The sequence below is a fragment of the Streptomyces pactum genome (genome assembly GCF_002005225.1).
GTDB classification, from domain to species: domain Bacteria; phylum Actinomycetota; class Actinomycetes; order Streptomycetales; family Streptomycetaceae; genus Streptomyces; species Streptomyces pactum_A.
The window spans coordinates 7,918,838-7,940,234 of the sequence record NZ_CP019724.1; the positions used below are offsets into that span (position 1 = coordinate 7,918,838).

Consider the following 21,397-nt stretch of genomic DNA (forward strand, 5'->3'; position numbering starts at 1 on the left):
ATGGACAAGGAACAGAAGCTCCGGGACTACCTCAAGCGGGCCAGCGCGGACCTGAAGCGTTCCCGGCAGCGGGTGGGCGAGCTGGAGGCGGCGGCCACCGAGCCCATCGCGATCGTCGGCATGGGCTGCCGCTACCCGGGCGGCGTGAGCAGCCCCGAAGACCTGTGGCGGATGCTGGTGGCCGGCGAGGACGGCATCAGCCCCATGCCCCGGGACCGCGGCTGGGAGGCGGCGACCGGGGACGCGCCCGCCGACTTCGCGGGCGGCTTCCTGCACGACGCACCCGCCTTCGACGCGGACTTCTTCGGTATCTCGCCGCGCGAGGCACTGTCCATGGACCCGCAGCAGCGGCTGCTCCTGGAAACCTCCTGGGAGGCGTTCGAGCGCGCCGGCATCGACCCGGCCGCCGTCCGCGGCAGCCGTACCGGCATGTTCGTCGGCGCCATGCCGCAGGACTACCGGGTCGGCCCCGACGACGACGTCCAGGGGTTCCAGCTCACCGGCAACGCCACCAGCATCCTGTCCGGCCGGCTCTCCTACTTCTACGGCGCCGTCGGCCCCGCCGTGACCGTCGACACCGCGTGCTCCTCGTCCCTGGTCGCCCTGCACCTGGCCGCGCAGTCCCTGCGCGCCGGGGAGTGCTCGCTCGCGCTGGCGGCCGGCGTCACCGTGATGGCGAGTCCCACCACCTTCGTCGAGTTCGCCCGCCAGGGCGGCCTGGCGGGCGACGGCCACTGCAAGTCGTTCGCCGACGCCGCCGACGGCACCGGCTGGGCCGAGGGCGTCGGCGTCCTCGTCCTGGAACGGCTCTCCGAGGCCCGCCGCAACGGCCACCACGTGCTCGCCGTGGTGCGCGGCTCCGCCGTCAACCAGGACGGCGCCTCCAACGGCCTGACCGCCCCCAACGGCCCCTCCCAGCAGCGCGTCATCGAGGCTGCCCTGGTCAACGCGCGCCTGTCCGCCGCCGAGGTGGACGCCGTCGAGGCGCACGGCACCGGCACCGTCCTCGGCGACCCGGTCGAGGCACAGGCCCTGCTCGCCACCTACGGACAGGGCCGCGACCCCGAACGGCCCCTGCTGCTCGGCTCGGTGAAGTCCAACATCAGCCACACCCAGGCCGCGGCCGGTGTCGCCGGCGTCATCAAGACGGTCATGGCGCTGCGGCACGAACTGCTGCCCCGCACCCTGCACGTGGACCGGCCCACCACCCACGTCGACTGGGAGTCGGGGGCGGTACGCCTCCTCACCGAGCCCGCCCCGTGGCCGCGGCGGACGGACGCGCCGCGCCGCGCCGGCGTCTCGTCGTTCGGCCTGTCCGGCACCAACGCGCACACCATCATCGAAGAGGCACCGGCCGAGGCACCGGCCGGCGCCGCGGCGGTCTCCGCCGGGTCCGACCCAGGGACTGCCGCGGACGGCGGAACAGCGGCCGGGCCGGTGCCGGAAGGCCGGGCCGTCGGCGAGGACGCTCCCGCGCCGAGCGGGGCCCCCGCCCTCCCGGCCGGACCGGGCACCCCGTCCGTCCCGCACGGCGCCCTGCCCTGGCTGCTGTCCGCCCGCACCGCCGGGGCGCTGCGCGCCCAGGCCGCCCGCCTCCTCGACCGGCTCGACACCCGGCCCGGACCGGCCGACCTCGACGTCACCCACGCGCTGGCCACCACCCGCTCCGCCTTCGAGCACCGCGCCGCCTTCACGGCCGCCGACCACGACGGCGCGCTCACCGCGCTCACCGCGCTCGCCGAGGCAGGCACCGCACCGGGACTGACCACCCGCCAGGTGCAGGGCCGCGCCAAGCTCGCCGTGCTCTTCTCCGGCCAGGGCTCCCAGCGCCCCGGCATGGGCCGCGAACTGTACGCGCGCTTCCCCGTCTTCGCCCGCGCCCTGGACGAGATCCTCGGGCACCTCGACGGCGGCCCCGACGGACCGCTGCGTTCCCTGCTCCTCGACGGCGACGAGGAGGGCGCCGCGGACGCCGGACTCCTCGACCGAACCGGCCACGCACAGCCCGCCCTCTTCGCCGTCGAGGTCGCCCTCTACCGGCTGATCGAGTCCTGGGGCGTCACCCCGGACCACCTCGCCGGCCACTCGGTCGGCGAGATCGCCGCCGCCCACGTCGCCGGCGTCTTCACCCTCCAGGACGCCTGCGCCCTGGTCCTCGCCCGCGGCCGCCTCATGGAGGCGCTGCCCGAGGGCGGCGCCATGGCCTCCGTCGAGGCCACCGAGGACGAGGTCGCTGTGCTGGTCGCCGAGCGGTCCGCCCGGCTGTCCGTCGCCGCCGTCAACGGCCCCGCCTCCGTCGTCGTCGCCGGTGTCGCCGAGGACGTGGAGGCCGTCGCCGCGCACTTCGCCGGCCTCGGCCGCCGCACCCGGCGGCTGCGGGTGTCGCACGCCTTCCACTCGCCGCTGATGGAGCCGATGCTCGACGCCTTCCGGTCCGTCGTCGCCGGACTCTCCCCGCAGGCCCCCGTTCTGCCCGTCGTCTCCAACCTGACCGGCGAGCCCGCCACGGTCGAGCAGCTCACCTCCGCCGACTACTGGGCCGACCACGTCCGCCACACCGTGCGCCACGCCGACGGCGTCTCCTGGCTCGCCGCCCACGGCACCGGCGTCTTCCTCGAAGTCGGCCCCGACGGCACCCTCTCCGCGCCCACCCGCGCCTGCCTCGACGCGCAGGGCCACGAGGAGGCGGCCGTCCTGCCCGCGCTGCGCAAGGGCCGCCCCGAGGCCACCGCACTCACCGAGGCCGCCACCGGCCTGTACCTGCACGGCGTGCCGCTGCGCTGGGAGGGCTGGTTCGAGGGCACCGGCGCCCGCCGCACCGACCTGCCCACCTACGCCTTCCAGCACCACCGGTACTGGCCGAAGGGCGTCACCGGCACGAGCGGCGACCTGCGGGCCGCCGGGCTCGGCGCCGCCCACCACCCGCTGCTGTCCGCCGCGGTCACCCTCGCCAACTCCGACGGACTGCTCCTCACCGGCCGTCTCTCGCTGCGCACCCACCCCTGGCTCGCCGACCACGCGGTCCGCGGCACCGTCCTGCTCCCCGGCACCGCCTTCCTCGAGCTGGCCGTCCGCGCCGGCGACGAGGTGGGCTGCGATCGGGTCGAGGACCTGACCCTGGCGGCCCCGCTGCCCCTGCCCGAGGACGGCGGCGTCCAGGTGCAGGTGTGGGTCGGGAACCCGGACGACACCGGCCGCCGCGTCCTCAGCCTGTACGCCCGGCCCGACGGCGACGACGACCGGCCGTGGACCCGGCACGCCACCGGCACCCTCGCCCCCGGCGGCCACCCGGGCGACGGCTTCGACGCGACCGTGTGGCCCCCGGCCGGGGCCGAGCCGGTCGCCCTCGACGGCTTCTACGACGGGCTCGGCGCCGCCGGCTTCTCCTACGGCCCCGCCTTCCGCGCCCTGCGGGGCGTGTGGCGGCGCGGCGAGGAGACGTTCGCCGAGGTCGCCCTCGACTCCGGACCGGCCGGCGACGCCCCCGCCTTCGGCATCCACCCCGCGCTGCTCGACGCGGCCCTGCACGCCGTCGCCCTCGCCCCGCCGGGCGCGGAGCCGGGCGGCGGCCTGCCGTTCGCGTGGCAGGACGTCACCCTGCACGCGAGCGGCGCCACCGAGGTCCGGGTGCGGCTCACCCCGGCCGGGGACGACGCCGTCTGCCTCGCCGTCGCCGATCCCACCGGGGCCCCCGTCGCCTCGGTGTCCTCTCTCGTCCTGCGCGGCGCCCCCGACGCCCCGGGGGCCACGGCCGGGCGCGACGCGCTGTTCGCCCTCGACTGGACCCGGCTGCCCGCCGGCCCGGACGCCGGTGCGCTGCCCACCGCGGTCGGCCTTCTCGGCGACGACCCCTTCGGGCTGACCGGTGCGCTGTCCGACGCGGGCGCGAACGTGGTGACGCTGCCCGAGCCGGGCCCGCGGGACCGGGCGGGGGAGCGGGACCGCACGGCGCACGCCGCGCCGGGCACATCCGCACCACCGGCGGACGGCGCCGCCGCCGCGCCGGATGAGGGCGTCGCGGAACCCTCCGGGCATGCCCTCGCCCCGGCGGGACCCGAGGACGCCCCCCGGCCCTCCGGGCATGCCCTCGCCCCGACGGAGGCTCAGTACATCCCCGGGTCCGCCGGGAGCGCCCTCGCCTGCGACGCGGTTCGACCCCCGCTCGCCGGGGCCGGGGAGGAAATCCCCGCGCTGGTCCTCGCCCCCGTCGCCGGTGCCGGCGCCGACGCCGTGCTCACCTCCGTGCACGAGGTCACCGCCCGTGCCCTCGCCCTTCTGCGCGCCTGGCTCGCCGACCCCGCTCGCACCGGGGCACGTCTGGTGTTCGTCACCCGGGGCGCCGTCGCCGCCGGCCCGCACGGCGTGGCCGACCCCGCCGCGGCCGCCGTCTGGGGCCTGGTCCGCTCGGCCCAGGCCGAACACCCCGGCCGCTTCGGACTCCTCGACCTCGACCCCGGCCACCCGGCAGACGCGGCCCTGGCGGACGCCCTCACCTGCGACGAGCCGCAGACCGCCGTCCGCGACGGGGCGGTGCTCGGCGCCCGTCTGGCCCGCGTCCGCCCGCCGGCCGAACCGGACGCCACCGCCTGGGACCCGGACGGCACCGTCGTGGTCACCGGCGGCACCGGCGGTCTGGGCGCCCTCGTCGCCCGCCACCTCGTCGCCGCCCACGGCGTGCGCCACCTGCTGCTCGCCGGCCGCCGCGGCCCCGACGCGCCCGGCGCCGCCGAACTCGCCGCCGAGCTGGGCGAGTCGGGCGCCCGGGTGAGGGTCGAGGCGTGCGACGTCGCCGACCCCGAAGCCGTCACCCGGATCTTCGCCGCAATCCCCGCCGAACACCCCGTCACCGCCGTGGTGCACACCGCGGGCGTCCTCGACGACGGGCTCGTGGAGTCCTTCACCGAGGACCGGCTCGCCGCCGTCCTGCGGCCCAAGGCCGACGCCGTCTGGAACCTCCACCGCGCGACCCGGGACCTCCCCCTCGCCGCGTTCGTCGTCTTCTCCTCGCTGGCCGGCACCACCGGCGCCCCGGCCCAGGCCGGCTACGCCGCCGCCAACGCCTTCCTCGACGCCCTCGCCCACGTCCGCCGCGACGCCGGACTGCCCGCGATCTCGCTCGGCTGGGGCCCCTGGGCACCCGGCGCCGGCATGACCGGCGAACTGTCGGAACGCGACCTGCGGCGCATGTCCCGCACCGGCACGCCCCCGCTCGCCCCGCAGGACGGCCTCGCCCTCTTCGACACCGCGCTCGGCCTGCCCCGCGCGACCGTCCTCCCGGTCCGCCTGGACCTCGCCGCGCTGCGCGCCCAGCCGGAGGTGCCGCCGCTGCTGCGCGGCCTGGTCCGCACCCGGCGCCGTACCGTGCGCACCGGCTCCGCGACCGCCCTGGGCCTCGCCCAGCGCCTGGCCGGCATGGACGCCGAGACGCGCACCGAAACCGTCACCGACCTGGTGCGCACCCAGGTCGCCACCGTCCTCGGCCACGCCTCGGCCGCCGACATCGACCCCGAGCGCGCCTTCCAGGACCTCGGCTTCGACTCGCTGACCGCCGTGGAACTGCGCAACCGGCTCGCCGCCGCCACCGGCCTGCGCACCTCGGCCACCGTCGTCTTCGACTACCCGACCGTCGCCGCCCTCGCCGGCCACCTCCTGGCGGAACTGGCCGACGATCCGGCGACGACCGCCCCCACCACCGCCGTGACGTCCGCCGCGACCGCCGACGACCCGATCGTCATCGTCGGCATGAGCTGCCGCTACCCCGGCGGCGTCACCTCGCCCGACGACCTGTGGCGGCTGGTCAGCGAGGGCACCGACGCCGTCGGCGGCCTGCCCGTCAACCGCGGCTGGGACCTCGACGCCCTCTACCACCCCGACCCGGACCACCCCGGCACCTCGTACACCCGCCACGGCGGATTCCTGCACGACGCGGGCGACTTCGATCCCGGCTTCTTCGGCATGAGCCCCCGCGAGGCCCTGGCCACCGACTCCCAGCAGCGCCTGCTGCTCGAAACGTCCTGGACGGCCGTGGAACACGCGGGCATCGACCCCGTGGCCCTGCGCGGCAGCCAGACCGGCGTCTTCGCCGGCGTCATGTACAGCGACTACTCGGCCACGCTCGCCGACGAGCGGTTCGAGGGCCACCAGGGCAGCGGAACCGCCCCCAGCATCGCCTCCGGCCGGGTCTCCTACGCCCTCGGCCTGGAAGGCCCGGCGGTCACCGTCGACACGGCCTGCTCCTCCTCGCTGGTCGCCATGCACTGGGCGATGCAGGCGCTGCGGTCCGGGGAGTGCTCGCTCGCCCTCGCCGGCGGCGTCACCGTGATGTCGACGCCCACCTCCCTCATCGAGTTCTCCCGGCAGCGCGGCCTGTCACCCGACGGCCGCTGCAAGGCGTTCTCCGACGACGCCGACGGCGTCGGCTGGTCGGAGGGCGTCGGCGTCGTCGTCCTGGAGCGGCTGTCCGACGCGCGGCGCAACGGCCACCGCGTCCTCGCCGTGGTGCGCGGCTCCGCCGTCAACCAGGACGGCGCCTCCAACGGCCTCACCGCGCCCAACGGCCCCTCCCAGCAGCGCGTCATCCGCCAGGCGCTGTCGAGCGCCGGCCTCACCCCGGGTGACGTGGACGCCGTCGAGGCGCACGGCACGGGGACGACCCTGGGCGACCCGATCGAGGCCCAGGCACTCCTGGCCACCTACGGCCAGGACCGGCCCGAGGACCGGCCGCTGCTGCTCGGCTCCGTCAAGTCCAACCTGGGCCACACCCAGGCCGCCGCCGGTGTCGCCGGCGTCATCAAGATGGTCATGGCGATGCGGCACGGCGCGCTCCCGCGCACCCTGCACGCCGAACGCCCCTCCCGCCACGTCGACTGGGAGGACGGCGCGGTCACCCTTCTGCGGGAGCCCACCGCCTGGCCCGAGACCGGCCGGCCCCGCCGCGCCGCCGTGTCCTCCTTCGGCATCAGCGGCACCAACGCCCACGTCGTCCTCGAACAGCCCGCCGACCGTCCCGCCCCGCGCCCCGCCGACGCCGCCCGCCCCGCGCCCGCCGTACTGCCCTGGGCCCTGTCCGCCCGCACCCGGCCCGCCCTGCGTGCCCAGGCCGCCCGCCTGCTGGCGCACCTGGAGGAGCGCCCGGCCCTCGAACCGGCCGACGTCACCCTCTCCCTGGCCACCACCCGGCCCGCCTTCGAGCAGCGCGCCGTCGCGGTCGGCCGCCCCGACGACGTCCGCCGCGCGCTGGCCGCCCTCGCCGACGACCGCCCCGACCCCGCCCTGGTGCTCGGCGAGAGCGGCGGCGCCGGCCGGACCGCCCTGCTCTTCACCGGCCAGGGCAGCCAGCGCCCCGGCACCGGCCGCGAACTGTACGACGGCTTCCCCCGGTTCGCCGACGCCCTCGACGAGATCGTGGCGCGACTGGACCCGCTCCTGCGCGACGCCGGAAGCGACACCGCGCCCGGCTCCCTCAAGGACGTCCTGTTCGCCGAGGACGGCACCCCCCAGGCCGCCGCGCTGTACGACACCGGCTGGACCCAGCCCGCCCTGTTCGCCCTCGAGACCGCCCTGTACCACCTGGTCCGCTCCTGGGGCGTGCGCCCCGGCGTGCTGCTCGGCCACTCCGTCGGCGGCATCACCGCCGCCCACGTCGCCGGCGTCCTCTCCCTCGACGACGCGTGCACGCTCGTCGCCGCACGGGCCCGGCTGATGCGGGACCTGTCCGAGGGCGGCGCCATGTACTCCGTCGAAGCCGCCGAGGACGAGGTGCTGCCGCTGCTGCGCGGGCAGGAGGACCAGGTCGCTCTGGCCGCCGTCAACGCGCCGCGGGCCGTCGTGGTCTCCGGTGACGCGGACGCCGCCGAACGCGTCGCCGCGCACTTCGCCGCCCAGGGCCGCACCACCCGGCGCCTCAGGGTCAGCCACGCCTTCCACTCGCCGCGCATGGACGCCATGCTCGACGCGTTCCGCCGCGTCGCCGAGGGCCTGACCTACCACGAGCCGTCCGTGCCCGTCGTGTCCGACCTCACCGGCGCCCTCGCCACCGGCGACGACCTGCGCACCGCCGACTACTGGGTCCGGCACGTCCGCGGCACCGTCCGCTTCGCCGACGCCGTGCGCGCCGCCCACGACGCCGGCGCCGCCACCTGCCTCGAACTCGGCCCCGGCGGCGCCCTGGCCGCCCTCGCCCTGGACACCCTCGGCGACACCTCCGGCGCCGACGCGGTGCCCCTGCTGCGTACCGACCACCCCGAGCCCGACAGCGCGCTGACCGCCCTCGCCCGGCTGCACGTGCGCGGCGTACCCGTCGACTGGCGGGCCCTGCACGCCCGTACCGGCGCGAGAACGGTCGAACTGCCCACCTACGCCTTCCAGCACGAGACGTACTGGCCCGACACCCAGGCCCCCGGCCCGCGCACCGCCGCCACCGACCCCGCCGACACCGCCCTGTGGTCCGCCGTGGAACGCGAGGACGCCGGCTCGCTGGCCGCACTACTCGGCCTGCGCGACGAGGAACACGCCTCCCTCTACTCGCTGCTGCCCTCCCTGTCGTCCTGGCGGCGCGACCGGCAGCGCAAGACGCTCCTGGACGGTGCCCGCTACCAGATCGCCTGGCGCCCCGCCGCCACCACCGGCGCCCCGGTCCTGGACGGCACCTGGCTCGTCGTCACCGCCGGCGACGGCGAATCCGCCGACCTCCTGGAGGCGCTGCGCGGACACGGCGCGGTCGTCGAACGCCTCGACCTGGACGCCGCCCACCTCGACCGGGCCCGGCTCACCGAGACCCTGCGCGCCGCCGGTGCCGCGGAGGCCACCGGCCTGCTCTCCCTGCTGCCCCTGACGGACGGCGTCCAGCCCACCGACGGGCCCCGGCCCGACGCCGCCGGCGGCCTGCCGGCCGGCTTCGCGCTCGGCGTCGTCCTCGCCCAGGCGTGCGCGGACGCCGGTGTCACCGCACCCCTGTGGACCGTCACCCGCGGCGCCGTCTCCACCGGCGCCGACGACCCGGTCACCCACCCCGCCCGCGCCGCCCACTGGGGCCTGGGCCGGGTCGCCGCCCTGGAACGCCCCGAGCAGCGCGGCGGCCTCGTCGACCTGCCGCCCCTGCTGGACGCGCCCGCCGCACAGCGCCTGGTCGGCGTCCTCGCCGCCCCCGACGGCGACGACCAGGTCGCCGTGCGCCCCTCCGGAGTCCTCGCGCGCCGCGTCGTCCGCCATCCCGGTGCCGACCTGCCCCGCGAGGACGGCCTCACCGCGTCCGGCACCGTGCTGATCACCGGCGGCACCGGCGGACTCGGCGCCGAGACCGCCCGGCTGCTCGCCCGGGCCGGCGCCCGGCACCTGATCCTCACCGGCCGCCGTGGCCCCGACGCCCCCGGCGCCGCCGAACTCGCCGCCGAACTGGAGGGGTCCGGGGCCCGCGTCACCCTCGCCGCCTGCGACAGCGCCGACCGGGAGGCCCTGGCCGCCGTGCTCGCCGCCGTTCCCGACGACGCCCCGCTCACCGGTGTGGTGCACGCCGCGGGCGTCGGCCAGGCCACCGCGCTGACCGACACCCCGCCGGCCGACGCCGCCGCCACCATGGCCGCCAAGACGCTGGGCGCCGCCCACCTCGACGCCCTGCTCGACGGCCACGACCTCGACTTCTTCCTGCTGTTCTCGTCCGTCGCCGGCGTGTGGGGCAGCGCGGGCCAGAGCGCCTACGCCGCCGCCAACGCCTACCTCGACGCCCTGGCCGCACACCGCCGCGCCCGGGGCCTGGCCGCCACCTCCGTCGCCTGGGGCCCCTGGGCCGAGGTCGGCATGGCCCACGCCCACCACTTCGTCTCCGACACCCTGGAACGCGGCGGACTGCGCCTGCTGGCCCCCGACACCGCCGTGGCGGAACTGCGCCGGGCCCTCGTCCAGCGGGACACCGCGGTCGTCGTCGCCGACGTCGACTGGGACCGGTACCACCCGGTCTTCACCGCCGTACGCGCCAGCCGCCTGTTCGACGAGATCGACACCGTACGGGCCCTCACCGCCCCGGCGGACACCGCGGCGACGGTCTCCGAACTGGCCGGGCGGCTGCGCGGACTGACCGGCGACGAGCGGGAGCGGCTGCTGCTGGACCTGGTGCGCTCCGAGGCCGCGGTCGTCCTCGGCCACACCTCCGCCGACGGCGTCCCCGCCAAGCGGGCCTTCCGCGACGCCGGGTTCGACTCGCTGACCGCCGTCGAACTGCGCAAGCGCCTCGCCGCGCTCACCGGCCTCGCCCTGCCCACCACCCTCGTCTTCGACTACCCCAGCCCCACCGCGCTCGCCCGCCACCTCCAGGACGAACTGCTGGGCACGGGCGAGGAATCCGCCGCCGCGCCCACCGGGTCCGCGGCCACCGACGAACCCATCGCCATCATCGGCATGAGCTGCCGCTTCCCCGGCGGCGCCCGCTCCGCCGACGCGTTCTGGCGCCTGGTGGCCGAGGGCACCGACACCATCTCCGACTTCCCCACCGGCCGCGGCTGGGACGCCGACGCGCTCTACGACCCGGACCCCGACCGGCCCGGCACCACCTACTCCACCCAGGGCGGCTTCCTCCACGACGCGGGCGAGTTCGACCCCGGCTTCTTCGGCATCTCGCCCCGCGAGGCCGTCTCCATGGACCCCCAGCAGCGGCTGCTCCTGGAGACCACCTGGGAGGCGTTCGAGCACGCCGGCATCGACCCCGCGTCCGTCCACTCCACCCCCACCGGCACCTTCATCGGCTCCACCTACCAGGACTACGGCGTCGCCATGGACGACGGCTCCGCGGGCCACGCCGTCACCGGCTCCAGCCCCAGCGTCCTGTCCGGCCGGCTCGCCTACACCTTCGGCCTGGAGGGCCCGGCCGTCACCGTCGACACCGCCTGCTCCTCCTCGCTGGTCGCGCTGCACCTGGCCTGCCAGTCGCTGCGCAACGGCGAGAGCGGCCTCGCCCTGGCCGGCGGCGCCACCGTCATGACCAACCCCATGCCGTTCATCGCGTTCAGCCGCCAGCGGGCGCTGGCCAAGGACGGCCGCTGCAAGGCCTTCTCCGACGACGCCGACGGCATGACCCTCGCCGAGGGCATCGGCGTCCTCGTCCTCGAACGCCTCTCCGACGCGCGGCGCAACGGCCACGAGGTCCTCGCCGTCGTCCGCGGCTCCGCCGTCAACCAGGACGGCGCCAGCAACGGCCTCACCGCCCCCAACGGGCCCTCCCAGGTCCGCGTCATCCGCCAGGCGCTGACCGCGGCCGGCCTCACCACCGCCGACATCGACGCCGTCGAGGCGCACGGCACCGGCACCGCGCTCGGCGACCCCATCGAGGCGCAGGCCCTGCTCAGCACCTACGGCCAGGGCCGCGAGGCCGAACGGCCGCTGCTGCTGGGCTCGGTGAAGTCCAACATCGGCCACACCCAGTCCGCCGCCGGCGTCGCCGGGGTCATCAAGATGGTCATGGCGATGCGCCACGGCGTCCTGCCGCGCACCCTGCACGCCGACCGGCCCTCCACCCACGTCGACTGGTCCGGCGGCGCGGTCCGCCTGGTCACCGAGACCACCGACTGGCACCGCGAGGACGCCCCCCTGCGCTGCGCCGTGTCCTCCTTCGGCATCAGCGGCACCAACGCGCACGCCATCCTCGAACAGCCGCCCACCGAGACCGCGCACGACCCGCGCCCCGAGCCCGCCCTCCCGGCCGGCGCCACCCTGCCCTGGATCCTGTCCGCCGCCGCCCCCGCCGCCCTGCGCGACCAGGCCGGAAACCTCGCCGCCCACGTCACCGCCGCCGCACCCCACCCGGCCGACGTCGGCCACACCCTGATCACCGCCCGCTCCGTCCTCGAACACCGCGCCGTCGCCCTCGGCACCGGAACGGACGAACTGACCGCCGCCCTCACCGCGTTCGCCGAGGGGCAGTCCACCTCGCGCGTCGTCCACGGCACCGCCGACACCGACGGCCGCACCGTCTTCGTCTTTCCCGGCCAAGGCTCCCAGTGGGCCGGCATGGGCGCCGAACTCCTCGACACCTCGCCGGTGTTCGCCGAGCGGCTGCACGAGTGCGCCGCCGCCCTCGCCCCGTTCACCGACTGGTCCCTGGTGGACGTCGTCCGCGGCGCCGACGGCGCGCCCGGCTTCGACCGCGTCGACGTCGTCCAGCCCGCCACCTGGGCCGTCATGGTGTCCCTGGTCGAGCTGTGGCGCGCCCACGGCGTCACCCCCGACGCCGTCGTCGGCCACTCCCAGGGCGAGATCGCCGCCGCCGTCGTCTCCGGCGCCCTCACCCTGGAGGACGGCGCCCGCGTCGTCGCCCTGCGCAGCCGGGCCATCGGCCGCGTCCTGGCCGGCTCCGGCGGCATGATGTCCGTGCAACTGCCCGCGGACGAGACCGAGGAGTTCCTCACCGCCCACGCCGGTGACGTGTGCGTCGCCGCCGTCAACGGACCCCGGTCCGTGGTCCTCGCCGGCACCCCCGAGGCCCTCGACGCGCTGCACGCCGAGTTCACCGCCCGCGACGTGCGGGCCCGGCGCGTCGCCGTGGACTACGCCTCCCACTCCCCGCAGGTCGAGCGGCTGCGCGACGAACTCCTCGACCTCCTCGCCCCCGTCACGCCCCGCGAGTCCCGCGTCCCCTTCCGCTCCACCGTCACCGGCGAAACCCTCGACACCACCGGCCTCGACGCCGCCTACTGGTACCGCAACCTGCGGCAGACCGTCCGCTTCGACGACGCCGTACAGTCCCTGATCGGCACCGGCCACTCGGTGTTCGTCGAGATCAGCCCGCACCCCGTGCTCACCATGGCGGTGCAGGCGAGCGCCGAGGAGAGCGGCGCCCCGGTCGCCGTCGCCGGCACCCTGCGCCGCGATCAGGGCGGCACCGACCGCTTCCTGGCCTCCCTCGCCGAGCAGTGGGTGCGCGGCGGACGCGCCGGCTGGCACACCGTCTACGCGGACACCGGCGCCCGCAGGACACCCCTGCCCACCTACGCCTTCCAGCGCGAGCACCTGTGGACCGTCGCCGCCCGCCCGCCGGGCGCCGGTGACGGCGACCCCGCCGACCAGGAGTTCTGGGCCGAGGTCGAGCAGGAGGACGTGGACTCCCTCGCCTCCCGGCTCCACCTGGACCGCGACCGTCTCGCCCCCGTCCTGCCCGCCCTGTCCACCTGGCGCAAGCAGCGCCGCGACCGCTCCACCCTCGGCTCCTGGCGGTACCGCGCCACCTGGAAGCCACTGGGCACCCTGCCCTCCGCCACCCTCGAAGGCACCTGGCTGCTGGTCACCGCCGACGGCGCCGACCCCGACGGCGCCACCGCCGTCCACGACGCGCTCACCGCCCACGGCGCCGACGTGCGCACGCTGACGCTGAACGCCGCCGACACCGACCGCGACGCCCTAGCGGCCCGCCTGCGCGAGCTGCCCGCGACGGCCGCACCGTCCGGCGTCGTCTCCCTGCTGGCCGCCGCCGAGGACACCGGCACCGCCCACCCGGTGCTCCCCACCGGCCTCGCCCTCAGCGTCGTCCTGATCCAGGCCCTCGGCGACGCCGGTCTCGACGCCCCGCTGTGGGCCCTGACCCGCGGCGCCGTCTCCACCGGCCGAGCCGACCGGCTCACCCGCCCCGCCCAGGCCCTCGTGCAGGGCCTCGGCTGGACCGCCGCCCTCGAACACCCGCAGCGCTGGGGCGGCACCGTCGACCTGCCCGAGACCCTGGACCATCGCGCCGCCCAACGGCTCGCCGCCGTCCTGTCCGGCACCACCGGCGAGGACCAGGTCGCCGTCCGCGCCTCCGGCGTCCTCGCCCGCCGCGTCACCCCGGCCCCCGCCCCCTCGGGCGGCACCGACTGGACGCCGCGCGGCACCGTCCTGGTCACCGGCGGCACCGGCACCCTCGGCCCCCACCTGGCCCGCTGGCTCGCCGACCAGGGCGCCCGCGACCTGGTGCTCACCAGCCGACGCGGCGACAGCGCCCCCGGCGCGGCCGGACTCGTCGCCGAACTCGCCGACCGCGGCTGCACCGCCACCGTCGCCGCCTGCGACGTCACCGACCGGGACGCGGTCGCCGCCCTGCTGGACCGGCTCACCGCCGAGGGCCGCACCGTACGCTCCGTCTTCCACACCGCCGCCGTCATCGAACTCCAGTCGATCGAGGAGACCGGCCTCGACGCCTTCGCCAAGGTCGTGCACGCCAAGACCGCCGGCGCCGCCCACCTCGACGCACTCCTCGACGACGACCAGCTCGACGCGTTCGTCCTGTACTCCTCCACGGCCGGCATGTGGGGCAGCGGCCGGCACGCCGCCTACGTCGCCGCCAACGCCCACCTCAACGCCCTCGCCGAACACCGTCGCGCCCGCGGCGCCCGCGCCACCTCCCTCTCGTGGGGCATCTGGGCCGACGACATGAAACTCGGCCGCGTCGACCCCACCCAGATCCGCCGCAGCGGCCTCGTCTTCATGAACCCGGAACTGGCCCTGGCGGGACTGCGCCAGGCCCTCGACGGCGACGAGGGCGTCCTCGCCGTCGCCGACGTCGACTGGGACCGCTACCACCCGGTGTTCACCTCCGCCCGGCCGACCGCCCTGTTCGAGGACGTGCCCGACGTACGGCGGCTCACCGAGGAGTCCGCCGGCCTCGCCGCCGAGGGCGGCGAGTTCACCGCCCGGCTGCGGTCGCTGCCCGGCGGCGAACAGGACCGGCTCCTGCTCGACCTGGTCCGCTCCGAGGCCGCCACCGTCCTCGGCCACGCCTCCCCGGACGTGCTCTCCGAACGGCGCGCCTTCCGCGATGTCGGCTTCGACTCCCTCACCGCCGTCGACCTGCGCAACCGGCTGGCCGCCGTCACCGGCCTCAGCCTGCCCAGCACCCTGGTCTTCGACTACCCGGACCCGCTCTCCCTCGTGGCCCACCTGCGCGGCCTCGTCGGCGGCCCCGGCACCGAGGACGGTGCCGCCTTCCGCGCCACCGTCGCGGCCGACGACGAGCCGATCGCCGTCGTCGCCATGAGCTGCCGCTACCCCGGCGGCATCGGCTCGCCCGAGGACCTGTGGGACCTCGTCGCCTCCGGCGGCGACGCCATCACCGGCTTCCCCGCCGACCGCGGCTGGGACGCCGAGGCCCTGTACGACCCGGACCCCGACCGCCCCGGCACCACCTACTCCACCCAGGGCGGCTTCCTCCACGACGTCGCCGACTTCGACGCCGCCTTCTTCGGCATCTCGCCGCGCGAGGCGCTCGCCATGGACCCGCAGCAGCGGCTCCTGCTGGAGACCGGCTGGGAGGTCCTGGAACGCGCCGGCATCGACCCGGCCACCCTGCGCGGCAGCTCCACCGGCACCTTCATCGGCGCCAGCTACCAGGACTACACGGCGGGCGGAGCCGCCACCGAGGGCGCCGAGGGCCACCTCATCACCGGCACCATCTCCAGCGTGATGTCCGGCCGCCTCGCCTACACCTTCGGCCTGGAGGGCCCGGCCGTCACCCTGGACACCGCCTGCTCCTCCTCGCTGGTCGCGCTGCACCTGGCCTGCCAGTCGCTGCGCAACGGCGAGAGCAGCCTCGCCCTGGCCGGCGGCGTCAGCGTCATGGCCACCCCCAGCGCCTTCACCGGCTTCAGCCGGCAGCGCGCCATGGCCCCCGACGGCCGCTGCAAGGCGTACGCGGAGGGCGCCGACGGCATGAGCCTGGCCGAAGGCGTCGGACTGGTCCTCGTCGAGCGGCTCTCCGACGCCCGCCGCAACGGCCACCCCGTCCTCGCCGTCATCCGCGGCTCCGCCGTCAACCAGGACGGCGCCTCCAACGGCCTCACCGCCCCCAACGGCCCCTCCCAGGCCCGCGTCATCCGCCAGGCCCTCGCCAACGCCGGTCTGACGCCGGGCGAGGTCGACGTGGTCGAGGGACACGGCACCGGCACCGCGCTCGGCGACCCCCTCGAGGCCCAGGCCCTGCTCGCCACCTACGGACAGGACCGCCCCGCCGAACGGCCGCTGCTGCTCGGCTCGGTGAAGTCCAACATCGGCCACACCCAGATGGCCTCGGGCATCGCGGGCGTCATGAAGATGGTCCTGGCCATGCGCCACGGCACCGTCCCGCGCACCCTGCACGTGGACACCCCGTCCACCCACGTCGACTGGGCGTCCGGCGCCATCGACCTGGCCACCGACACCGTGCCCTGGCCCGACACGGGCCGCCCCCGCCGCGCCGCCGTCTCCTCCTTCGGCCTCAGCGGCACCAACGTGCACACCGTCGTCGAGCAGGCCCCGGCTCACGGAACTCCGGCGCCCGTCGCCGACGTACCGCGGACCGCGCCGACTTCCGCCACCGACGCCCAGCCCCCGGCCCCCGCCGTCGACGCGCCGCAGGCCGCCGCCGGCCCCGACACGCTCCCGGCCGGCGCCCCCCTCGTCCTGTCCGCCCGTACCGCGCCCGCCCTGCGCGCCCAGGCCGGACGCCTCCTCGAACACACCGGGGCGCACCCTGAGCAGCCGCTGCCCGACCTGGCCCACTCGCTGGCCACCACCCGGGCCACCCTGGAGCACCGGGCGGTCCTCCTGGCCGCGGACCGCGACGGCGTGCTCCGCGCCCTGACCGCCCTGCGCGACGGCACCCCCGACGGTGCCCTGGTCACCGGCGCCGCCGCCCGCGGCCGGCTCGCGTTCCTCTTCACCGGCCAGGGCAGCCAGCGCGCCGCCATGGGCCGCGCCCTGTACGCCCGTTACCCGGTGTTCGCCGACGCGCTGGACGCCGTACTGGCCCGCTTCGACCGGGAACTCGACCAGCCGTTGCGCGAGGTGCTGTTCGCCGACGAGGGCACCGACGCCGCGGCCCGCCTGGACGACACCGCCTGCACCCAGCCCGCCCTGTTCGCGCTCGAAGTCGCCCTGTACCGGCTGGTGGAGTCCTGGGGCGCCGTCCCCGACACCGTCGCCGGCCACTCCGTCGGCGAACTCGCCGCCGCCCACGTGGCGGGTGTCCTCTCCCTGGACGACGCCTGCACCCTGGTCGCCGCCCGGGGCCGCCTGATGGCCGCCCTCCCGGCCGGCGGCGCCATGGCCGCCGTGGAGGCAGGCGAGGACGAGGTCCTGCCCCTGCTGGACGACACGGCCGGCCGCGTCGCCCTCGCCGCCGTCAACGGACCCCGCTCGGTGGTGGTCTCCGGTGACGAGGACGCCGTCGCCCGGGTCGCCGCACGCCTCGCCGAGCAGGGCCGCAGGACCCGCGCCCTCAAGGTCAGCCACGCCTTCCACTCACCGCGCATGGACGCCATGCTCGACGCGTTCGCCCGCACCGCCCGCGGCCTCACCTACCACCCGCCGGCCATCCCGCTGGTGTCCACCGTGACCGGCGAACTGGCCACCGCGGACGAACTGACCGACCCCGGCCACTGGGTGAACCAGGTCCGCGCCACCGTCCGGTTCGCCGACGCCGTCCGCACCCTGGACCGGCAGGGCGTCACCGCCTTCCTGGAGATCGGCCCGGACGGGACGCTCGCCGCCGCGGCCCGCGACACCCTCGACGAGCGGGACACCGACGGCGCCGCACCGAAGGCCGTGGCGGCGGCCCTGCGCCGGGACCGCGACGAGGTCCCCGCCCTCACCGCCGCCCTCGCCCGCCTCCACGTCCACGGCACCGCCGTCGACTGGTCCGCGCCGCTGAAGGGCACCGGCGCCCGCCGCGTCGACCTGCCCACCTACGCCTTCCAGCGCAGCCGCTACTGGCCAGACACCACCCAGGCGCCGCCGTCCGCCACGACCGCCGGCGACGGCCAGGACACCGCCTTCTGGGCCGCCGTGGAACGGGCCGACCTGCCCGCCCTCGGCGCCGACCTGGGGCTGGACGACGACACCCTCGCCACCCTGGTGCCCGCCCTCTCCGCCTGGCGCCGGCGCCGCGGCGAGCGGGCCGCCGCCGACGCCCGCCGGCACCGCGCCGTGTGGAAGCCGCTCGACGGCGCCGCCACCGCCCGTCCCACCGGCACCTGGCTCGTCCTGCGGCCCACGGACCCGGTGGACCCGGTGGACCCGGTGGACCCGGTGGATCCGGTGGATCCGGTGGATCCGGTGAACCCGGTGGACCCGGTGGCGGACATGCTCCCGGACGTCCTCGGACCGGACGCCGTCCACCTGGCCACCGACGGCCGGGACCGGACCGCGCTGGCCGACGCCCTGCGGGAACTGCGGCCCGCGGAGGGCGGCTTCGCGGGCGTCCTGTCCCTGCTCGCCCTCACCGCGACCACCCCCGAGGACGCCGACGACCCGGCGGACCCCGCCGGCGTCGCCGGCACCCGGGCCGGCCTCACCGCCCTCCAGGCTCTCGGGGACGCCGGCATCACGGCACCGCTGTGGCTCCTCACCCGCCAGGCCGTCGCCACCGGCCGCGCCGACCACCTCGCCCACCCGGGGCAGGCCGCCCTGTGGGGCCTGGGCCGCGTCGCCGCCCTCGAACACCCCGAACGCCGCATCGGCCTCGTGGACCTGCCCGCCCACCTCGACGAACGGACCGCACGACGGCTCGCCCACGTCCTCGCCACCCCCGGCGACGACACCCAGCTCGCCGTCCGCCCCTCCGCCGTCCACGCCCGGCGCATCGCCCCCCACCCCGCACCGGAGGGACCCGCTCCCCGGGCCTTCGCGCCCGAGGGCACCGTCCTGATCACGGGCGGCACCGGCGCACTCGGCGCCCACGTCGCCCGCCGCCTCGCCGAACGCGGCACCCCCCACCTGCTCCTCACCTCCCGCCGGGGCCCCGACGCCCCCGGCGCCACCGAACTCGCCGACGAGCTGCGCGCCCTGGGCGCGGCCGTGACCGTCGCCGCCTGCGACACCGCCGACCGGGGCGCCCTCGCCGGGCTCCTGGCGGGCATCGACCCGCGACACCCGCTGACGGCCGTCGTGCACGCGGCGGGCGTCCTCGAAGACGGCGTCCTCGACACCCTCACCCCCGAACGCTTCGACGCCGTCCTGCGGTCCAAGGCCGCATCCGCCGCCCACCTGCACGCGCTCACCCGCGACCTCCCGCTCACCGACTTCGTCCTGTTCTCCTCCACCGCGGGCAGCCTGGGCTCGGCCGGACAGGCCAACTACGCCGCCGCCAACGCCTACCTGGACGCCCTCGCCGAGCACCGCCGCGCGCGGGGCCTGCCCGCCACCTCGATCGCCTGGGGCCCCTGGGCCGGCACCGGCATGGCCGGCGCCGGCACCGGCGTCGAGGACCGTGTCCGCCGCGGCGGCTTCACGCCGATGACCCCCGACGACGCGCTCGCCGCCCTCGACACCGCCGTCGGACACGGCGACACCACCCTCACCGTCGCCGACATCGACTGGGAGCGGTACGCCGCCGTCCTCCCGGCCCAGCGGCCCCTCCTGCGCGACCTGCCCGCCCTGCGCGCCACCGGCGGCCCCGGCGGCAGCCCCGACACCGAGCCCGTGCTCGCCCGGCACGTCGCCGCCCTCACCGGCGCGGCCCGCGAGCGGTACGTCCTCGACTTCGTCCGCGCCCAGGTCGCCGCCGTCCTCGGCCACCCCGGCCCCGAAGCCGTCGAACCCGACCAGGCCTTCACCGACATCGGCTTCGACTCGCTGACCACCGTCGAACTGCGCAACACCCTCAACGCCACCACCGGGCTGCGCCTGCCCGCCACCCTCGTCTACGACCACCCGACCACCCGCGACCTGGCCGCCCACCTCCTCACCGAGATCCCCGGCACCCTGCCCGAACCGGCCGACGGCCGCGCCACCGGGAGCGGCCACACCCGCCCCGCCGACGACGACCCGGTCGTCATCGTCGGCATGGGCTGCCGCTTCCCGGGCGGCGTCGAGTCCCCGGACGACCTGTGGACACTGCTGCACGACGGACGCGACGCCGTCTCCGGCTTCCCCACCGACCGCGGCTGGGACCTGGACACCCTCGCCCGCGGCGGCTCCGCCACCCTGGAGGGGGGCTTCCTCGACGGCGCGGGCCTCTTCGACGCACCCTTCTTCGGCATCTCGCCGCGCGAGGCCCTCGCCATGGACCCGCAGCAGCGGCTCCTGCTGGAAACCTCCTGGGAGGCCCTCGAACGCGCCGGGATCGACCCCCGGCGCCTGCGCGGCAGCGCCACCGGCGTCTACGTCGGCACCAACGGCCAGGACTACGCCACGATGCTGCGCCGCGGCACCACCGACGTCCAGGGCCACGCCGCCACCGGCACCACCGCCAGCGTGATGTCCGGCCGCCTGTCCTACACCCTGGGCCTTCAGGGCCCGGCGGTCACCGTCGACACCGCCTGCTCCTCGGCCCTGGTCGCCCTGCACATGGCCGCGGGCGCGCTGCGCTCCGGCGAGTGCTCCCTCGTCCTCGCCGGCGGCGTGTCCGTCATGTCCAGCCCCGACGCCTTCGTCGAGTTCACCGCCCAGGGCGGCCTCGCGACGGACGGCCGCTGCAAGGCGTTCTCCGAGTCCGCCGACGGCACCGCCTGGTCCGAGGGCGCCGGCGTCCTCGTCCTGGAGCGCCTGTCCGACGCCCGCCGCAACGGCCACCCGGTCCTCGCGGTGGTACGCGGCGCCGCCGTCAACCAGGACGGCGCCTCCAACGGCCTCACCGCCCCCAACGGCCGCGCCCAGCAGCGCGTCATCCGCGCCGCCCTCGCCGACGCCCGGCTCGCCCCGGCCGACGTGGACGCGGTGGAGGCCCACGGCACCGGAACGGCCCTCGGCGACCCGATCGAGGCGCAGGCCCTGATCGCCGCCTACGGTGAGGGCCGCGACCCCGGGCGGCCGCTGCTGCTCGGCACGGTCAAGTCCAACCTCGGCCACACCCAGGCCGCCGCGGGCGCGGCCGGCGTCATCAAGACGGTCCTCGCGCTGCGGCACGGGGAACTGCCCCGGACCCTGCACGTGGACGCACCGTCCACGCACGTGGACTGGTCCGCCGGCACGGTCTCCCTGCTCCGCGAGCCCCGCGCCTGGCCGGATCGCGGACGGCCGCGCCGCGCCGGTGTCTCCGCCTTCGGCGTCAGCGGCACCAACGCCCACGTCATCCTGGAACAGCCCGACCCGGCGGCCGCGGAGTCCATGTCGGACGGCTCCCCGGAGGTCACCGCGACCGTGGCGCCCTGGCCCCTCTCCGGCCGCACCTCCCGGTCACTGGCCGCCCAGACCGAGCGGCTGACCGCGTTCACCGCGGCACGCCCGCACGTGCCCGCCCTCGACACCGGGTACAGCCTCGCCTCGGGCCGGTCGGTGTTCGAGCACCGGGCGGTGCTGCTGGCGGACGCGGACGGCCGGCTGTCCGAGGTGGCGCGGGGGATTGCCGTCGAGCGCACCCTCGCGGTGCTGTTCTCGGGGCAGGGTTCGCAGCGTGCGGGGACGGGGCGGGAGTTGTACGCCCGGTTCCCTGAGTTCGCGCGGGCGCTGGACGCCGTACTGGCGCGAC

Annotated in this window: 1 protein-coding gene (only partly in view); it reads left to right on the forward strand. The window is 76.9% G+C overall.

Annotated elements, in window-relative coordinates; genetic code table 11:
* Positions 1-21,397, forward strand: partial view of a type I polyketide synthase gene (locus tag B1H29_RS38925; protein ID WP_055420171.1) — the 5' portion only. 8,234 nt of this gene lie beyond the right edge of the window; only the first 21,397 of its 29,631 coding nucleotides appear in the window; its start codon is at positions 1-3; the stop codon falls past the right edge of the window.